At 61.8% G+C, this 17,177-nt stretch carries 17 protein-coding genes; 10 read left to right on the top strand and 7 right to left on the bottom strand.

Going from position 1 to position 17,177, the window contains the following annotated elements; translation table 11 throughout:
* Positions 1-3: 3 nt before the first annotated feature.
* Positions 4-843 (top strand): ABC transporter permease, encoded by an 840-nt coding sequence (locus I2H38_RS10130; RefSeq protein WP_196271734.1) that lies wholly within the window; start codon positions 4-6, stop codon positions 841-843.
* A gap of 169 nt (positions 844-1,012) precedes the next feature.
* Here I2H38_RS10130 and I2H38_RS10125 read toward each other — a convergent pair whose 3' ends face one another.
* From I2H38_RS10125 to I2H38_RS10100, 6 genes are read right to left on the bottom strand one after another with little or no spacing between them, the layout of a single operon-like run.
* Positions 1,013-2,080: a dipeptidase gene (locus I2H38_RS10125; protein WP_196271733.1), complete on the bottom strand. Its 1,068-nt coding sequence runs from the start codon at positions 2,078-2,080 to the stop codon at positions 1,013-1,015.
* A gap of 35 nt (positions 2,081-2,115) precedes the next feature.
* Positions 2,116-2,895, bottom strand: a complete 780-nt coding sequence (locus I2H38_RS10120; protein WP_196271732.1) for an ABC transporter ATP-binding protein — start codon at positions 2,893-2,895, stop codon at positions 2,116-2,118.
* Between the two features lie 8 nt (positions 2,896-2,903).
* Entirely contained in the window at positions 2,904-3,740 is an 837-nt protein-coding gene (locus I2H38_RS10115) for an ABC transporter ATP-binding protein (protein ID WP_196271731.1), read from the bottom strand.
* Complete coding sequence (locus tag I2H38_RS10110; protein WP_196271730.1) at positions 3,737-4,669, bottom strand: ABC transporter permease; 933 nt, start codon at positions 4,667-4,669, stop codon at positions 3,737-3,739. Before I2H38_RS10110 ends, I2H38_RS10115 begins: the two co-directional genes overlap by 4 nt.
* Positions 4,669-5,724, bottom strand: coding sequence for an ABC transporter permease (locus tag I2H38_RS10105; RefSeq protein WP_196271729.1), 1,056 nt, complete (start codon positions 5,722-5,724; stop codon positions 4,669-4,671). The genes I2H38_RS10110 and I2H38_RS10105 overlap by 1 nt, the downstream gene beginning before the upstream one ends.
* A 7-nt stretch (positions 5,725-5,731) precedes the next feature.
* A complete protein-coding gene (locus I2H38_RS10100; RefSeq protein WP_196271728.1) occupies positions 5,732-7,327 on the bottom strand; it encodes an ABC transporter substrate-binding protein in 1,596 nt (531 codons plus the stop codon).
* Positions 7,328-7,544: 217 nt separating this feature from the next.
* Between I2H38_RS10100 and argH the strand changes: the two genes are divergently transcribed.
* The 3 genes from argH to I2H38_RS10085 all read left to right on the top strand — a co-directional run bounded on the left by argH (position 7,545) and on the right by I2H38_RS10085 (position 9,876).
* The gene (gene argH, locus I2H38_RS10095; RefSeq protein ID WP_196271727.1) at positions 7,545-8,945 is read left to right on the top strand and encodes an argininosuccinate lyase; all 1,401 of its coding nucleotides are present in this window, start codon (positions 7,545-7,547) and stop codon (positions 8,943-8,945) included.
* Between the two features lie 199 nt (positions 8,946-9,144).
* Positions 9,145-9,585, top strand: coding sequence for an Hsp20 family protein (locus I2H38_RS10090; protein ID WP_196271726.1), 441 nt, complete (start codon positions 9,145-9,147; stop codon positions 9,583-9,585).
* A 24-nt stretch (positions 9,586-9,609) separates the two neighbouring features.
* Positions 9,610-9,876, top strand: coding sequence for a BQ00720 family protein (locus I2H38_RS10085; protein ID WP_196271725.1), 267 nt, complete (start codon positions 9,610-9,612; stop codon positions 9,874-9,876).
* Positions 9,877-9,885: 9 nt separating this feature from the next.
* On the opposite strand, the gene I2H38_RS10080 is transcribed toward I2H38_RS10085, so the two are convergent.
* Positions 9,886-10,644, bottom strand: coding sequence for an alpha/beta hydrolase (locus I2H38_RS10080; RefSeq protein WP_196271724.1), 759 nt, complete (start codon positions 10,642-10,644; stop codon positions 9,886-9,888).
* Positions 10,645-10,713: 69 nt separating this feature from the next.
* Here I2H38_RS10080 and I2H38_RS10075 point away from each other — a divergent pair, with 69 nt between their 5' ends.
* The 6 genes from I2H38_RS10075 (at position 10,714) to pheT (ending at position 17,177) form a co-directional block, all read left to right on the top strand.
* The gene (locus I2H38_RS10075) at positions 10,714-11,958 is read left to right on the top strand and encodes a glycosyltransferase family 4 protein (RefSeq protein ID WP_196271723.1); all 1,245 of its coding nucleotides are present in this window, start codon (positions 10,714-10,716) and stop codon (positions 11,956-11,958) included.
* A gap of 137 nt (positions 11,959-12,095) precedes the next feature.
* A complete protein-coding gene (gene infC, locus I2H38_RS10070) occupies positions 12,096-12,617 on the top strand; it encodes a translation initiation factor IF-3 (RefSeq protein ID WP_229426646.1) in 522 nt (173 codons plus the stop codon).
* Between the two features lie 197 nt (positions 12,618-12,814).
* Positions 12,815-13,015: a 50S ribosomal protein L35 gene (gene rpmI, locus I2H38_RS10065; protein WP_196271721.1), complete on the top strand. Its 201-nt coding sequence runs from the start codon at positions 12,815-12,817 to the stop codon at positions 13,013-13,015.
* A gap of 42 nt (positions 13,016-13,057) precedes the next feature.
* A complete protein-coding gene (rplT, locus tag I2H38_RS10060; protein ID WP_196271720.1) occupies positions 13,058-13,426 on the top strand; it encodes a 50S ribosomal protein L20 in 369 nt (122 codons plus the stop codon).
* 230 nt (positions 13,427-13,656) lie between these two features.
* Positions 13,657-14,739 carry a phenylalanine--tRNA ligase subunit alpha gene (gene pheS / locus I2H38_RS10055; RefSeq protein ID WP_196271719.1) on the top strand — a complete coding sequence of 361 codons (1,083 nt, stop codon included), beginning with the start codon at positions 13,657-13,659 and terminating at the stop codon, positions 14,737-14,739.
* 14 nt (positions 14,740-14,753) lie between these two features.
* On the top strand, positions 14,754-17,177 hold the full coding sequence (pheT, locus tag I2H38_RS10050) for a phenylalanine--tRNA ligase subunit beta (protein ID WP_196271718.1): 2,424 nt from the start codon (positions 14,754-14,756) through the stop codon (positions 17,175-17,177).

Here is a 17,177-nt window from a genome sequence, read left to right as displayed (position 1 = left end):
ACCATGAACCGTCCGTCCATTGTCTGGAAACTCTACATCGCGGCGTTCTACATCTTCCTGTTCGCGCCGCTTTTGGTCGTAGCGATCTTCGCCTTCAACGCCAGCCCGTTCCCGTCTCCGCCATGGAAGGGCTTCACGCTGGAATGGTTTGTCGGCACGGGCTCCGTCTTCGGCAAGCCCGGCGTGCTGAAGGATCCGATCTGGCTCACCAGCATCGGCAACAGCTTCAAGATCGCGTTGCCCGTGGCCTTTCTTGCCGTACTCATCGGCACGGTGAATGCGTGGGTGCTGGAGCGGGCCGAGTTTCGCGGCAAGACCGTGCTGGCGATGATGATGCTGTGGCCGCTCGTCATCCCGGGCGTCGTCCTCGGCATCTCAATCCTGGCCTTCTTCTCGCGTGTCGCGAACGGGCTCGAGGATGCGCTGAACGCCGACATCGACATGCTGCGCCCCGGGCTGCCTCTGGTGATCCTCGGTCAGCTATCCTTCATCCTCACCATCGCGACGCTCATCATTGCCGCGCGGTTGCGGAAGTTCGACCGGTCGCTTGAGGAAGCCGCACTCGATCTCGGCGCCAGCCGCGCGCGCGTGTTGCGCACCGTCACGCTCCCCTTCCTAAAGCCGGCTTTGTTCGGTGCGGGTCTGGTTGCGCTTCTCATGTCGTTCGAGAATTTCAACACGACCCTGATGCTCGTTGGCTCCGATCCGCCGCTGCCGATCACCATGTACGGTCAGATGCGCGAAGGCGCGACGCCGGCGATCAACGCGGTGAGCCTGATGTTAATGTTGGGAGTCGGTGGCATCGCGAGTATTTTTGCGCTGACGTCGAAGGCTGAGCAATAAGAACCGCTTGAGAGAGCGGCTGGCCTCACCCTGAGGAGCCATTCCAGAAGGAATGGCTCCTCAGGGTGAGGGCGGTGGTTCCAAAGCGGTTCCGAGTCCGCAAAAGACATGAAAAAGGGCGATGGGGTTTTCCGCATCGCCCTTTCTCAATTTGGTGTTGGTTCCGCGCTCAGTGGCCCCAGGTCCGTTCCAGCACATTGACCCAGTTCTCAAAGCAGAGCTTGCGCAGGGTCGCTTCGTCATAGCCGTGCTTGCGCATCGCTTCGACGAGGCGCGGCAGGCCGGCAACATCGCCGATTTCGTTGGGAATTGTCGCGCCGTCGAAGTCGGAGCCGAAACCGACGCCATCCACCCCCACATGCTCGATCAGATGGTCCATGTGACGGATCATCTCCTGCAGCGGCGTGTCGTCATTACGCTGGCCATCGGGGCGGATGAAGGACGTTGCGAAATTGACGCCGACCATGCCACGGCTCTCGCGAATGGCGGCGAGTTGCTTGTCGGTCAAATTGCGCGAATGCGGGCTGATCGCATAAGCGTTGGAATGCGTTGCGACGAGCGGCGCGTCGGTGAGCTTCGCAACATCCCAAAAACCCTTCTCGTTGAGATGGGAGAGGTCGATCATCACCTTGAGGCGATTGCAAGCGCGCACGAGGTTCCGCCCGAGATCCGTCAGGCCTGGACCAGTATCCGGCGTCGAGGGATAACGGAACGGGACACCATGACCGAAGATGTTGGGGCGGCTCCAGACCGGGCCGATGGAACGCAGGCCGGTTTCGTAGAGCACATCGAGCATGTGCAGATCCGGGTCGATTCCCTCCGCGCCTTCGATGTGCAAGATCGTCGCGAGGGTGCCGTTATCGATGCACTCCCGGATATCGGCCGCCGTCCGGCAGATCTTCACGGCGCCCTTGGAAGCGCGCTCGATCCGGATCAGCTGGGCTGCCATGTGGAGCGTCACCTGCTGACTGTGCCCAAGTTCGAGTGCAGGCGGCAACGGCACATCGTATTGCGTGTGCGTCATCATGGCGTCGATGTCGATTCCGCCGCTATCCGAGGACACATAGACGGCGAAGAAGCCGCCGACGAACCCGCCCTTCTTCATGCGCGGCAAATCGAGGTGACCGAGATTGTCGCCCTCGAGAAAGTCGCGTTCCGGCTCGGCCTTTCCGCGGATAAGGCGGAGCAGAACATCGTTATGGCCGTCGAACACGGGCATCAAGGAAGAGCGAGACATGTCACACCAGACAGATTGAAAATGAGAAAGATGAACTAGACTGCCAGAGCGGGAGAAGTCTTTTGCCCGTCTCTGGAAAATCCGCTGCTCGCCTGGATCAGCGAACGCGTATAGCTGTCCGAGGCCTTGCCGCTGCGAAGGGCAGCAGCGGTGGTCTCTTCGACGCCCTCGCCATGGCGCATCACCAGAAGGCGCTCGCACAGATGTGCGACGACCGCGAGATCGTGGCTCACCAGAATGTAAGTCAGCCCCATCTTTTGGCGCAGTTCGTCGAGAAGGTTCAAGACCTCCGCCTGCACAGAGGCGTCAAGCGCCGAGGTTGGCTCGTCAAGCAACAGAACCTTCGGACGCAGGATCAGCGCACGAGCGATCGCGATGCGCTGGCGCTGGCCGCCCGATAGCTGGTGCGGGTACCGGAAACGGAAGGAGGGGCCGAGACCCACCTCGCGCAGCGCTTGGACGATACGCGCTTCCGCATCCTTCTCGCCATGGATCGCGAGCGGTTCCGACAATGTGCGGTCGACGGTGTGGCGCGGGTGCAGCGACGCGTAAGGGTCCTGGAAGACCATCTGCACCGTGCGATAAAAGGCTTGATCGCGCGGCGTCGTCACTTCCTTGCCCTCGACGGACACGCGCCCATCGGAAATCGGCGCAAGCCCACAGATGGCCCGAAGCACCGTCGATTTTCCGGAGCCGGACTCGCCTACGAGTCCGTAGGACGCGCCTCTTTCAACCTGAAAGCTGACGTTCTTGACCGCATCGACCCGGAGGCGGCCGGTTCCGAAAACGACTTGAAGGTTTTGAATATCGAGCATGGGATCTGTCACTGCGCCCAGGAAGGATCGCGGTTCAGGACGGGAAGCGGACGAATGTCGTTTGCCAAAGTCGGCAAGCATTGCATGAGCCCTTGCGTGTAGGCGTGTTTCGCCTGCCGCAGGTGCTTGGCCTCCAGTTCCTCGACGACGCGGCCCGCATACATCACGAGAACGCGGTCGCAGAAGGAGGAAACCAGCTTCAAATCGTGCGAGACGAAAATGAGGCTCATGCCGCGCTCGGCAACGAGCTCGTCGAGAATGCGCAGGACCTCCATCTGTACCGTCACGTCGAGTGCCGAAGTGGGCTCGTCGGCGATCAGGAGGTCGGGGTCGGTCACCAGCATCATGGCGATCATCGCGCGCTGCCCCATGCCGCCCGAGACTTCGTGCGGGTAGAGCGCGAAAACGCGGCCGGGATCGCGCATCTTCACCGCTTCAAGCATGGCAAGGGCCTTGTCGCGCGCCTCGGCGCGGCTTGCCTTGGCATGAGCCTGATAGGCTTCGATGATCTGCTCGCCGATGGTCATGACCGGGTTCAGGGAGTATTTCGGATCCTGCATCACCATGCTGATGCGTCCGCCCCGCAAGGTGCGTAGCGTGCGTTTCGAGGCGGTGAGAAGGTCGATGCCGTCGAAGGTCAGTTTCCCGGCCGTGACTTCGCCCGGAGGAGGCGTCAGGCCGAGAATGGCACGGCCGGTCTGCGATTTGCCTGAACCGGATTCGCCGACGATGCCGAGCCGCTCGCGGCCAAGCTGGAACGACACGCCGCGCACCGCTTCGACGATGCCGGTGCGCAGATGAAAGCGGACGCGAAGGTCCTCGACTTCGAGAAGCGGCTTTGTCATTTGGCGGCCTTCGGATCGAGGACGTCACGCAGACCGTCGCCCAAGAGATTGAATCCGAGGCTGACGACGAAGATGGCCAAGCCCGGCATGGCGGCGACCCACCATTGATCGATGAGATAGTTGCGGCCGGTGGCGACCATCGCGCCCCATTCGGGCATCGGCGGCTGTGCGCCAAGACCGAGGAAGCCGAGGCCGGCGGCGGTGAGGATGATTCCCGCCATATCGAGCGTCACGCGCACGATCAGCGAAGAGATACACAACGGCACGACGTGCCCCATGATGATCCGGGGTGTCGAAGCGCCCTGCAGCTTCACCGCGGCGATGAAATCGCTATTGCGGATCATCAGCGTCTCAGCCCGCGCGATGCGCGCATAGGGCGGCCACGATGTGATCGCGATGGCGATGATGGCGTTCTCGATGCCCGGGCCGAGGGCCGCAACGAAGGCGAGTGCGAGGACGAGGCGAGGGAAGGCGAGGAAGATGTCGGTGAGACGCATCAACACCGTATCGACCCAGCCGCCGACATAGCCCGCGACCGTTCCGACCAGAAGGCCGATCGGTGTGGCGATGACGGACACGAGCAGAACGACCCACAAGGTGATGCGCGATCCGTAGATGACGCGCGAGTAGATGTCGCGGGCCTGATCGTCGGTTCCGAACCAATGTTCCGCGCTCGGCGGCAGCAAGCGCAGCGTCCGCAGATCGCCGCCGGCAACCGGCGAGTAGGGGGCGAGAAAGCCCGCGAACAGAGCAACGAGCAGCAGCAACAAAACGATGCCGAGTCCGAACACGGCAAGCGGATTTTTCGTGAAGGTACGCCAGCCGAGATAGAGGCGGCCGAGGCGGGCCTGCCAGCGGGATGCCGGCTCGGGTGAAAGCAGCCAGGCCCGAAGGCCGGTGGGTTGGACAAGGGGAGCAGCGCCGGTCATCAGCGAGTCCTCGGATCAAGCAGGCGATAGAGCAAATCGGACACCAGATTGAGAATGACGAAGGCGGCGCCGATGACGAGCGTTCCGCCGAGCACCGCGTTCATGTCCGCGTTTTGCAGCGAGTTGGTGATGTATTGTCCAAGTCCCGGCCAGGCGAAGATCGTCTCGGTCAGAACCGATCCTTCGAGTAGGTTCGCGTAGGACAGCGCGATCACGGTGATCAGGGGCACGGAGGCGTTCCTCAGGGCGTGACGCCAGATGACGCGAAACTCGGACAAGCCTTTCACACGCGCTGCGATCACATATTCCTGCGCCAGTTCGTTGAGCATGAACGAGCGCGTCATGCGGCTGATATAGGCGAGCGAAAAATAACCGAGCAGACATGCGGGCAGCATGACATGCGACACGGCGTTCCAGAACGCGTCCATCTGTCCCTGCATCAGGGTGTCGATGAGCACGATGCCGGTGACCGGCGTGTACATGTAGGAATAGGTCACGTCCAAACGACCCGGACCTTCGACCCAGCCGAGCTTGGCGTAGAACAGAAGCAACGCCATCAGGCCGAGCCAGAAGATCGGCACCGAATAGCCGATGAGGCCGAGGACGCGTACGAATTGGTCGATCAGCGATCCGCGCTTCACGGCTGCGAGAACGCCGAGCGGAATGCCGATTAGAGCACCAATGATCGTGCCCAGCGTTGCCAGTTCGAGCGTGGCGGGAAAAACGTTGATGATATCGGTCATCACCGGATTGGTGGTGAGCACCGAATTGCCGAAGTCGCCGGAGATGGCCTTTTTCAGATAGATCCAGAATTGCTGGATCATCGGAAGATCGAGGCCGAGTTCCTGACGGACACGCGCATAAACATGCGCGGGAGCCCGGTCGCCGACGATGGCGATGACGGGATCGATCGGGACGATGCGGCCGATAAAGAACGTGACGGCAACCAACCCAAGAAGAGTCGTCGCCAGCACAGCGATAAATTGTGTGGTCCTTAAAAGGAAGAAGCGGAGGGCATGATGCCCTCCGCTCTGCGTCAGAGTTGCGACAGCCATTGAAGAATCAGTTCTTCTTGGCTTGCACGACGCTGTTCATGTCAAAGGACGGCCCGATCACCACACCTTCGACGTTCTTGCGCGACGCGATAACCTCGATCTGCTGCAGGAAGGTGACGTAAGGACCATCCTTGAGAACATCCTTCTGCAACTCGCGATACATTTCCGCGCGCTTGCCGGCATCGCGCTCCAGAACGGCGGCGCGGGTCTTGGCCGTCAGCGGGCCCGGATCCCAGGCGTTGCGCCAAGCAAGCGGCTTGGCCTTGGCGTTGTCCGAGTTGTCGTCGTTCGCCGCGAAGGTGTCCGCGTTGGTGTTCGGGTCCTGATAGTCGGCGCCCCAGTTGCCGATATAGATATCGTGCTGGCGTGCGCGGTACTTGGTGAGCGTCTGCTTGCTGTCGCCGGGGATGATCTCAACCTTCACGCCAGCCTGGGCGAAGGTGGTCTGGATCGCCTGCGCGATGCCGGTGATTTCCGGGGTCGAGCGGGTATCCATCGTGACCGAGAAGCCGTCCTTCAGGCCAGCCTTGGCGAGAAGCTCCTTCGCCTTGGCGACGTCGAGCTTGTAGGGGTTGTCGTTGATCGCGCCAAGGAAGCCCTTCGGCAGGAACGCCTGGTGAACCTCACCCTTGTTCTTCATGATCGTGTCGGCGATCGCCGAGTAATCCACGAGCCACTTCAGCGCCTCGCGGACCTCCGGCTTGGAGAGATTCGGGTTCTTCTGGTTCAGCCCGAGATAATAAACCGTACCCTTCGGGCCGTTCTCGACCTTGATCTCCGGGTTCTTGGCGACTGCGGCCAGTTCTTCCGGATTCAGGTTGCGCGCGATGTCCACATCACCCTTTTCGAGCAGGAGGCGCTGCGTCGCGGTCTCCTTGATGTGACGGTAGATCACACGGGCGAGACCGGTCTTCTTCTCGGAGTTCGGATTGCGCTCGAGAACGACGACTTCGTTCGCCTTCCAGTCGCGGATCGCGAACGGGCCGGAACCGGCATAGTGCGTCTTCAGCCAGTTGTAGCCGAAATCGCCGTCCTTTTCGTTCTGCAAAGCCAGCTTCTTGTCGACGACGGAAGCGACGGTCGAGGTCATGCAATAGAGAACGAAGGTCGGAGCGTAAGGCTTGTCAAGCTCCATCGTGACCTCGAAAGGACCGGTCTGCTTGATCTTGTCCTTCACGTTGTCCTTCGTCAGGCCGAACTGACCGATGATGAAGGCCGGGGACTTGTCGAGAAGCACCGCGCGCTGGAACGAGAACACCACGTCCTCAGCCGTCAGCGGGTTGCCGGAGGCGAACTTCTTGCCCTGGCGGATCTTGAAAGTGAAAGTCTTGCCGTCGGGCGAGACGGTCCAGGACTCGGCAACCTCGCCGTAGATCTTCGAGACGTCCTTGGGATCGTAATTGATCAGGCGCTCATAGGTATTGCCCGCGATTTCGGAGTTGCTGAACTCGAAGATCTCCGCCGGATCGAGGGATGTGATGTCGTCGATCTGCCACGCCTGGACCAGGGTATCCGGCGGGGTGGCCGCCTGAACGGCGGAGAACGAGGTCGCCATGGCGGTAACCATGGCGGCAGACATGATGAATTTCGGAAGTTGCTTCATTGGCCATTCCCTTACAGCGCTAGGTGCGCCTGTTGTGCGCAGGTATGAATGCAAATCAAACAGGCTATGTCGAGTCTATCAACTGGTTTTAAACTGGCAAACATTGCACACCATGTTTAATGGGCATGCAAACCCCGATGCGCCTCCCGATGCGACTTGGCCTTGAGGGCTAACCTATGGCAAAGGCTCATAGGTCTTAAACGCTGGATGTAACAACGTGTCTGAAGAAACCAAGAAAGCCGGTGCCAACACCATGTGGGGGGGGCGGTTCTCGTCATCCCCGAGTGCGCTCATGGAGGCGATCAACGCTTCCATCGATTTCGACAAGCGCCTGGCTTCCCAGGACATCCAGGGCTCGCTCGCCCATAGCAATATGTTGGCGAAGCAGGGCATCATCGCGGAAAGCGACCGTGACGCGATCCATCAGGGGTTGCAACGGGTGCTCGGGGAGATTGAATCCGGAACATTCACCTTCTCCAAGGCTCTCGAAGACATCCACATGAATGTGGAAAGCCGCCTGCGCGAGGTCGTCGGCGATCCGGCGGCCCGGCTGCACACGGCCCGCAGCCGCAACGACCAGGTGGCAGTGGATGCCCGCCTCTGGGTGCGCGACGCCCATGACCGGACCGACCTGCAGTTGACGAACCTCATCAAGGCGCTTCTCGACAAGGCCGCGCCGCATGCCGCCACCGTCATGCCGGGCTTCACCCATCTGCAAAGCGCACAGCCTGTGACATTCGGTCATCATCTGATGGCCTATGTGGAAATGTTCGGCCGTGACCGCAGCCGCATCCGCGATTCCCGCAAGCGCCTGAACGAATGCCCGCTTGGCGCAGGCGCGCTCGCCGGGACTTCATTCCCCATCGACAGGCATATGACGGCCAAGGCCATGGGCTTCGATGGGCCGACACGCAATTCGCTCGATTCCGTGTCCGACCGCGACAGCCTCATCGAGTTCGTCTCGGCCGCCTCGATCTGCGTCGTGCATCTGTCCCGGTTGGCGGAGGAGATCATCATCTGGATGTCGGCGCCGTTCGGCTTCGTCCGCCTGCCGGATCGCTGGACCACCGGGTCGAGCATGATGCCGCAGAAGCGCAACCCGGATGCCGCCGAGCTAGTGCGCGGCAAATCCGGCCGCATCTTTGGCTCCCTGATCACGCTGCTCACGATGATGAAGGGCCTTCCGCTGACCTATTCCAAGGATATGCAGGAAGACAAGGAGCAGCTCTTCGACGCCGCCGATACCATCGAGATCGTCCTCGCCGCCATGACGGGCATGATCCAGGATCTCGAACCCGTGCCGGAGCGCATGGCGGCCGTCGCCGGAGCCGGCTTCTCGACCGCGACCGATCTCGCCGATTGGCTTGTTCGCAGCCTCAACATCCCGTTCCGCGATGCGCACCACATCACCGGGCGCATCGTTTCCGAGGCGGAGAAGCGGGGTTCGACCCTCGAAGAACTGCCTCTCGACGTCATGCAGGCCGTCGAGCCGCGCATCCATCAGGGGATTTACGAGGTCCTGGGCGTCGAAAACTCTGTCCGTTCGCGCACGAGCTTCGGCGGAACCTCTCCCGTTCAGGTCGCAGAGCAGATCGCCTGGTGGCGCGGCAGGGTTTGAGGGGCTATTCACGCAATCCTCGTCATTCCGGGGTCGGATTTGCGAGCCGCACCCGGAACGACGAGTGTGGCCCAATCAAGATCTTGATAGGTTAGAACACCGTCTCCATATTGCTGGAAGCGAACCTGTCATGGTCGCTTGAGTGCCGCATGAGCGGGCTCACAATCAACCGAAGTGCCTCTAACCTTGGGCTTCGAATATGTCGCGTCAGTCGCCCTTCGGGCATCCGTTTCTGTTAGGCTTCGATGAGATCGAGCAGGCGCTCGACCGGGTCGCAAAAGCCGCAGGCGATGGATACCCACCTTATAATATCGAGCGTCTGGCTCGTACCGCGCAGGATCCCGAGCGCCTTCGGATCACCTTGGCCGTTGCCGGGTTTACCCGGGAGCAGCTGGAAGTGACCCTGGAGGAGAATCAGCTCGTCATCCGCGGTCGGCAATCCGACGACAAGACAAGACACTTCCTGCATCGCGGCATCGCAGCCCGTCAGTTTCAGCGTGCTTTCCTCCTTGTCGACGGCATGGAGGTTCTGGGCGCTGACCTGTCCAACGGCCTTTTGTCGATCGATTTGGCTCGGCCAGAGCCGGAGCGGATCATTCGCAAGATCGACATCGTGGCTCCGGACAAGGCCAAGGCGTGACGGCATCCGCGTGAGGAGAAGACCATGAACGACACGACCAAGACTCACACCGATCAGTCCCTGAACATGGCTGAATTGGCCGCTTTGGGCGAAGGCCGGATGGCCTATGTGAAGCCCATGCGGTCGGACGACGTGGCCAAGTTTTTTCCGCAGGCCCCGAAGATCCAGCCGGGTTTGCAGCTCTTCGCTCTTCTGTCCGCCAGCGGCGAACCCATTGTCCTGACGGACACCCGCGGCGCCGCTGTTGCCAATGCCTGGGCCCACGATCTCCAGACCGTGAGCGTGCATTAAAGCCAGTGGCTAGATCGCCTCAACGGCCCCGATCAAGCGCTCCAAATCCTCCTGCCGGGACAGGCGGTGGTCTCCATCCTTGATGAGAGTGAGGGAGACGCTGTCTCCCGGCAGATGCTCCACGAGTTGGAGTGCATGATTCCAGGGCACGTCGGGGTCCTTCATCCCTTGGAGGATATGGACCGGGCAGCCGGTCTGGATCGGGCCCCCGAAGAGCAGATGTTTGCGCCCGTCTTCGATCAGCCCCCTCGTGATGGGGTAGGGATCGGGGGAATACGGTGAGGGGCGGTGATACACTCCCGTCTCCAGAACCGCGCGCTTGATGTCGTCCGGAAAGCGGTCCCACATCAGCCGTTCCGTGAAATCCGTGGCCGGCGCGATGAGGACGAGTCCGGCGGGTGCGCAAGTAGGGCGGCTTTCCATCAGACGGCGCGCCGCCAGCAGAGAAATCCAGCCCCCCATGGATGAGCCGACGAGAATCGGTCGCGTTTCCACGAACCGGTCGAGCACGCCAAACGTATCTTCGAGCCAGCGCGAGATGGTGCCTTCCTCGAAGGCTCCCCCCGATTCGCCGTGACCGCTATAATCAAAGCGCAGAAAGGGCCGTCCGGCCTTCTCGGCCCAGGCATCGAGCGCTTCCGCCTTGGTGGAGCGCATGTCGGATTTGAAGCCGCCAAGCCAGACAACCGGCTTTCCCTTGCCTTCTCGGGCCAGAACCGCGATCTGACGTGCTTCGGCCCCCTGGCCGACCGTGATGGTTTGCGGCATGGTTAACTGATCCTCAACTGCTTTAAAGCAACGCTTACCAATGATTCTATTCAGAAGGCTCTTACCTCAGTGAGTTTTTCAACGCGACCTGTCGGAGGGGCGGCCTTTCCGCCTTCCCATCTTCATCCGCTGGCGGGTCGGACCATCCTCCAGATCATTCCTGAACTTGAAGCCGGCGGCGCGGAGCGCACCACCGTGGATATCGCGGAAGGCCTCGCCCATTCCGGCGCGCGGGCACTTGTCGCGACCGAGGGGGGGCGTCTTGTTGGCGAACTTCAGGCCAAGGGCGGCATCTGGCTTCCGTTCCAGGCCGCGACGAAGAACCCTGTCTCGATGTTCCTGAACGTGCGGCGGCTCGCCAAGCTCTGCCAGAAGGAGAGGGTGTCCCTGATTCATGCCCGCTCCCGCGCTCCGGCCTGGGTCGCCTTGGGGGCAGCGCGGTCGCTCAACATCCCCTTCGTTACAACCTATCACGGCAGCTATGCCGGCCGCTCCTCGGTGAAGGTGCTTTATAACTCGGTCATGGCGCGTGGCGATGCGGTGATCGCCAATTCGCACTACACCGGCGATCTGATCCGCTCGCTCTATCCGCTCGCCAATGATCGCGTTCGAGTCATCCATCGCGGAACCGATTTTCTGTCCTTCTCACCCCCGGCCGTCGCGCCGGAACGGGTGGAAGTCTTGCGAAAGTCCTGGAATGTCGCACCCCATGAGCGCGTGGTGCTCCTTGCCGCCCGGCTCACGGGTTGGAAAGGCCAGAAGGTCTTGATCGAGGCGGCGGCCAAGCTGCGCGATGCGGGCGTGACGGACGTAGCTTATATCCTGGCGGGCGATCCGCAGGGGCGCGATTCCTACGTTCGCGAATTGGACAACCTAATTGAGTCGCGCAAATTGCAAGGCATCGTCCGCCGGGTCGGCCATTGCACAGACATGCCGGCGGCTTTCCTCGCGGCCTCCGTCGTGACAGTTCCCTCAACCGAGCCCGAGGCATTCGGCCGCTCCGCCGTGGAGGCGCAGGCCATGGGAACGCCGGTGGTCGTGTCAGATCTCGGCGCGGTTCCGGAAACCGTTCTGTCGCCGCCTGCCGTTTTGCCGCATGAGCGCACGGGTTGGCGGATCGCTCCGGGCGACGCGGATGCGCTGGCCGAGGCGGTGGGGGCGGCGTTGTCGCTGGGAGCCAGCGCCCGTGACGCTCTCGGGACCCGTGCCCGGATGCATGTGCAGAGACACTTCTCACTTGAGAACATGGTATCGAGCACCCTCGACGTCTATTCTGCCCTGCTGGAAGGTCATTTCACGCGCAGAACAAGTTGACTTCCGGCGGATTTGCGCGAAATGTCAGTTCGTTCGTGGCAAAGTTGAGTAGGCGTCATCTGAGATTCGAAAGAGTCTCCGGCCCCGACTGAGCCCTAAAACAGGAGATACGAGCCATTCGCCGACCAATGAGACCTATGCCGGTGCCGCAAAAGGACGGACCGCGCGCCAATCGAGACATTCGCGGCGTCCGCGAAGTGCAGCTGATCGACGATACCGGACAGAACAAAGGCGTTATGGCCTTTTTCGATGCCCTGCGTCTCGCTGAGGATGCGGGCCTCGACCTCGTCGAAATCGCCCCGAATTCGGCTCCCCCGGTCTGTAAGATTCTCGACTACGGCAAGTACCGCTTTCTCGAACAGAAGAAGGCCGCCGAGGCGCGCAAGAAGCAGAAGACCGTCGAGGTCAAGGAAATCAAGCTGCGCCCGGGCATCGACGATCATGACTACGACGTCAAGATGAAGGCGATGAAGGGCTTCTTCGAGGAAGGCAACAAGGTCAAGATCACGCTGCGCTTCCGAGGCCGTGAGATGGCCCACCAGGATCTTGGTCTCAAGGTTCTCGATAGGGTCAAGTCGGACGTGGGCGAGATCGCCAAGGTCGAGATGGAGCCGAACTTCGAGGGCCGTCAGGTCGTGATGGTTCTGGCGCCCCGCTAAGAGGGTTCAAGAAAGTTTCGCGATGGCCGTCTCATGCGAGGCGGCCATTGCTTTTTGGGTGGCCTTCTGCCATAAGCCGCCCTTCATCGAACCGCCCGGCTGTAAGGGCTGCCGTGGCGGTTTGTTTTGCTCAATGCAGCAATATAAGGGTTTTCAAGGCGTTCAGCGTTTTTGAAGCCCGTCCAAAGGAGAGCAAAATGCCCAAGCTGAAGACGAAGTCGGGCGCCAAAAAGCGCTTCAAAATCACCGGCACCGGTAAGGTCGTTTACGCCCAGGCCGGCAAGCGTCACGGGATGATCAAGCGGACCAAGAAGCAGATCCGCAATCTGCGCGGCACGAACGTCATGTTCGAAAGCGACGCGTACAACGTGAAGAAGTTCTTCCTGCCCAACGGCTGAGACATTCTTCCCTGACATCCCGGATTTTGAAGGAATTTTTCCATGGCCCGCGTCAAACGGGGCGTTACCGCCCACGCCAAGCACAAGAAGGTTCTGAAAGCCGCCAAGGGCTTTTATGGCCGCCGCAAGAATACCATCCGCATCGCCAAGCAGGCGGTCGAGAAGAGCATGCAATATGCTTATCGCGACCGTAAGAACAAGAAGCGCGTTTTCCGCGCTCTCTGGATCCAGCGCCTCAACGCCGCTGTCCGTCTGCACGGCCTGACCTATTCCCGATTTATCGATGGTCTCGGCAAGGCTGGGATCGAGATCGATCGCAAGGTTCTGTCCGAAATGGCCATCCACGAGCCGGCTGCTTTCGCCGCTTACGTGGAGCGCGCCAAGGCTTCCCTGCCCGCGCAGGCCGCCTAAGGATAACCTGGCTTCGGCGCGGCGGATCTTTTTCCGTCGCGCCGGCTCTATCTTGATACCGCATGATCCTTCCGGAAAACCGGATTCCACTTTTCCGGATCATGCTTCGCCTCCGAGACCATTCGCACCGACGGCGTAGCTACGCTGTCGTTTGATTTTTTGCGGCTCGGTAGGCTTGACGGTTCCCGCGCCGCGTCTCACTCAAGCGCACGCATTCTGGCACGGGACCGATGACCGACCTCAACCATCTCGAACATGACCTGATCACCCAGGTCGAAGCCGCCGGCGATGAAGCGGCTCTTGAAACCGTGCGCGTGGCCGCGCTCGGCAAGAAGGGCTCCGTCTCCGAACTCCTGAAGACGCTTGGCGCCATGTCGCCTGAGGAGCGCAAGGAGCGGGGGCCGCTCATCAACGGATTGCGCGACAAGGTTCAGACGGCGATCGCCACCAAGAAGGAAACCCTCGCCGAGGCGGCCCTCGACGTCCGTCTCGCCGCCGAGCGCGTCGACGTCACCCTGCCGGTGCAGGAGGGGCCTGAGACCCGCGGGCGCATCCACCCGATCAGCCAGGTCATCGAAGAGCTGACCGCGATTTTCGCCGATATGGGATTCTCGGTCGCCGAAGGGCCGGATATCGAGACGGACTACCTCAACTTCACGGCGCTGAACTTCCCCGAGGGCCATCCCGCCCGCGAGATGCACGACACCTTCTTCCTCGCCCCCGACGAGAAGGGTGAGCGCAAGGTGCTGCGGACCCACACCTCCCCGGTGCAGGTTCGCACCATGATGTCTCAGAAGCCGCCGATTCGGGTCATCTGCCCGGGCCGGACCTATCGTCACGATTCGGACCAGACCCACACGCCGATGTTCCACCAGGTGGAAGGCCTCGTGATCGATACCGAGGCGAACATCGCGCATATGAAGTGGATTCTGGAAGAGTTCTGCAAGGCGTTCTTCGAGGTCGAGCAGGTGAAGATGCGCTTCCGCCCGTCCTTCTTCCCCTTCACCGAGCCGTCCGCCGAAGTCGACATCCAGTGCTCCCGCAAGGGCGGCGAGATCCGCTTCGGCGAGGGCGAGGATTGGCTCGAGATTCTCGGCTGCGGCATGGTTCATCCGAACGTTCTGCGCAACTGCGGCCTCGATCCCGACCAGTACCAGGGCTTCGCCTGGGGCATGGGGATCGACCGCATCGCCATGCTGAAATACGGCATGCCGGACCTGCGCCCCTTCTTCGAGGCTGATGTCCGCTGGCTGAACCATTACGGCTTCCGCCCGCTGGATATTCCGTCGCTCGTTAGCGGCCTGACCTCGTAAAGGAGAGTAAAGTTATGAAATTCACCCTCTCCTGGTTGAAAGACCACCTCGACACCACGGCGTCCCTCGATGAGATCGTGGAGACGCTCACCCGCATCGGCCTCGAGGTCGAGGGCGTGGAGGACAAGGCGAAGGCGCTTGGCGCTTACAAGATCGCCTACGTCGTTTCCGCCGAGCAGCACCCCAACGCCGATAGACTTCGCGTCTGTGTCGTGGATACGGGCGAGGGGGCGCCGATCCAGGTCGTCTGCGGCGCGCCGAACGCCCGCACCGGCATGAAGAGCGTCTTCGCGCCGCCTGGTACCTACATTCCGGGCAAGAATATCACGCTCGGCATCGGCACCATTCGCGGCGTTGAGAGCCGGGGCATGCTGTGCTCGGCGGCGGAACTCGAAATCTCCGACGATCACGACGGCATCATCGACCTCCCGGCTGATGCGCCGGTGGGCGTCGCTTACGCGGCCTATGCCGGCCTCGACGATCCGGTGATCGAGATAAACCTGACGCCGAACCGTCCCGATTGCACCTCGATCCACGGCATCGCCCGTGATCTCGCGGCGGCGGGCCTTGGCACGCTGAAGGGCGAGACCGTCCCGTCCGTCGCGGCGAAGGGTGCCTGCCCGGTTTCCGTAAAGCTCGATTTCGCGCCGGGCGACGAGAAGCTCTGCCCGACTTTCGCGCTTCGCCTCGTGCGCGGCGTCAAGAACGGCCCGTCGCCGGATTGGATGCAGCGCCGACTTCTCTCTATCGGCCTGCGCCCGATCAATGCGCTCGTGGACATCACCAACTACGTGACCTTCGATCGCGGCCGTCCGCTCCATGTCTTCGACGCCAAAAAAGTGAAGGGCAACCTCACAATTCGCCGGGCGAAAGACGGCGAGGAGATTCTGGCCCTCGACGGACGCACCTATAAGCTCGATCACGGCAATGTCGTCATCGCCGACGAGAGCGGAGTTGAGTCCATTGCCGGCATCATGGGCGGCGAGCATTCGGGGTGCGATGAGAGCACCACCGACGTGCTGATCGAATCGGCCCTCTGGGACCCGCTCAACATCGCGCAGTCGGGCCGCAAACTCGGCATCATCACCGATGCGCGCTACCGCTTCGAGCGCGGCATCGACCCGGCCTATACCTTGCCGGGACTCGATTTTGCCACCCGCATGGTCATCGACCTTTGCGGCGGCGAGGCAAGTGAAGCAGTTGTCGCCGGCAAGGTGCCGGAGACAAAGCGCGTCATCGAATTTCCCTGGGCGGAGGTTTCGCGCCTGTCTGGCCTCGATGTTCCGCCTGCCGAATCGAAGCCGATTCTGGAAAAGCTCGGCTTCGTGGTCTCGGGCTCGGGTGAGCGCGTGAACGTCGTGCCGCCGTCCTGGCGTTCGGATATCGAAGGCAAGGCGGATCTCGTCGAAGAAGTCATCCGCATCGCGGGCGTTGACCGCATCCTGCCGAAACCCCTGCCGCGCCTTGAGGCGGCGGTTGCCAAGCCGATCCTGACGTTGATCCAGAAGCGTACCCGTCTCGCCCGTCGCGTGCTTGCGACGCGTGGGTTGGTGGAAGCCGTCACCTGGTCCTTCATCGCCAAGAGCGAGGCGGAGCTGTTCGGCGGCGGCGATGCGCGCCTGGCGCTGGCGAACCCGATCGCTGCCGATCTCTCCGATATGCGCCCGAGCCTGTTGCCCGGCCTGCTGAAGGCAGCCCAACGCAATGCGGATCGCGGCTATGGCGACGTCGCGTTGTTCGAGGTCGGCCAATGCTTCGCCTCGGACGAGCCGGAGGGCCAGACCATCAAGGCCGCAGGCGTGCGTCGCGGCACGGCCCGCGCTGAGGGCGTGGGACGTCATTGGGATGGCGGCGCCGTCACCGTCGATGCCTTCGACGCCAAGGCAGACATTCTGTCGCTTCTGGGCACGCTGGGCATCCCGGCCGGCGGCTTGCAGGTCGTGCCTGGCGCTCCGGCCTGGTTCCACCCCGGCCGCTCGGGCACCTTGCAGTTCGGCCCCAAGAATGTGATCGGCGCGTTCGGCGAGGTTCATCCCAAGGTCTTGAAGGCGCTCGACCTGAAGGGCCCGCTCGTCGCTTTCGAGCTGACCCTTGATGCGCTGCCGCCGCCGAAGACCAAGCCGACCAAGATGAAGCCGAAGCTGGTTCTGTCGGACTTCCAGCCCATCACCCGCGACTACGCCTTCGTGGTCGGACGCAACGTGGCGGCAGGAGACATCATCAAGGCGGCTCAAGGAGCCGAGCGTCAGCTCATCGTCGGCGTCGAGGTGTTCGACATCTACGAGGGCACCGGCATCGATCCCGACAAGAAGTCCGTCGCGATCGCGGTCACCCTCCAGCCGACCGAGAAGACCCTGACCGATGTCGAGATCGAAGCGGTTTCGGCGAAGATCGTCGGCGAGGTGGCCAAGAAGACCGGCGCGGTGTTGCGCGGGTAA

Origin of the sequence: Microvirga alba (assembly GCF_015694465.1) — a bacterium.
In the GTDB taxonomy this organism is placed as follows: domain Bacteria; phylum Pseudomonadota; class Alphaproteobacteria; order Rhizobiales; family Beijerinckiaceae; genus Microvirga; species Microvirga alba.
The sequence above is the reverse complement of the archived record's forward strand: the minus strand, read 5'-3'. Positions and strand labels throughout refer to the sequence as shown.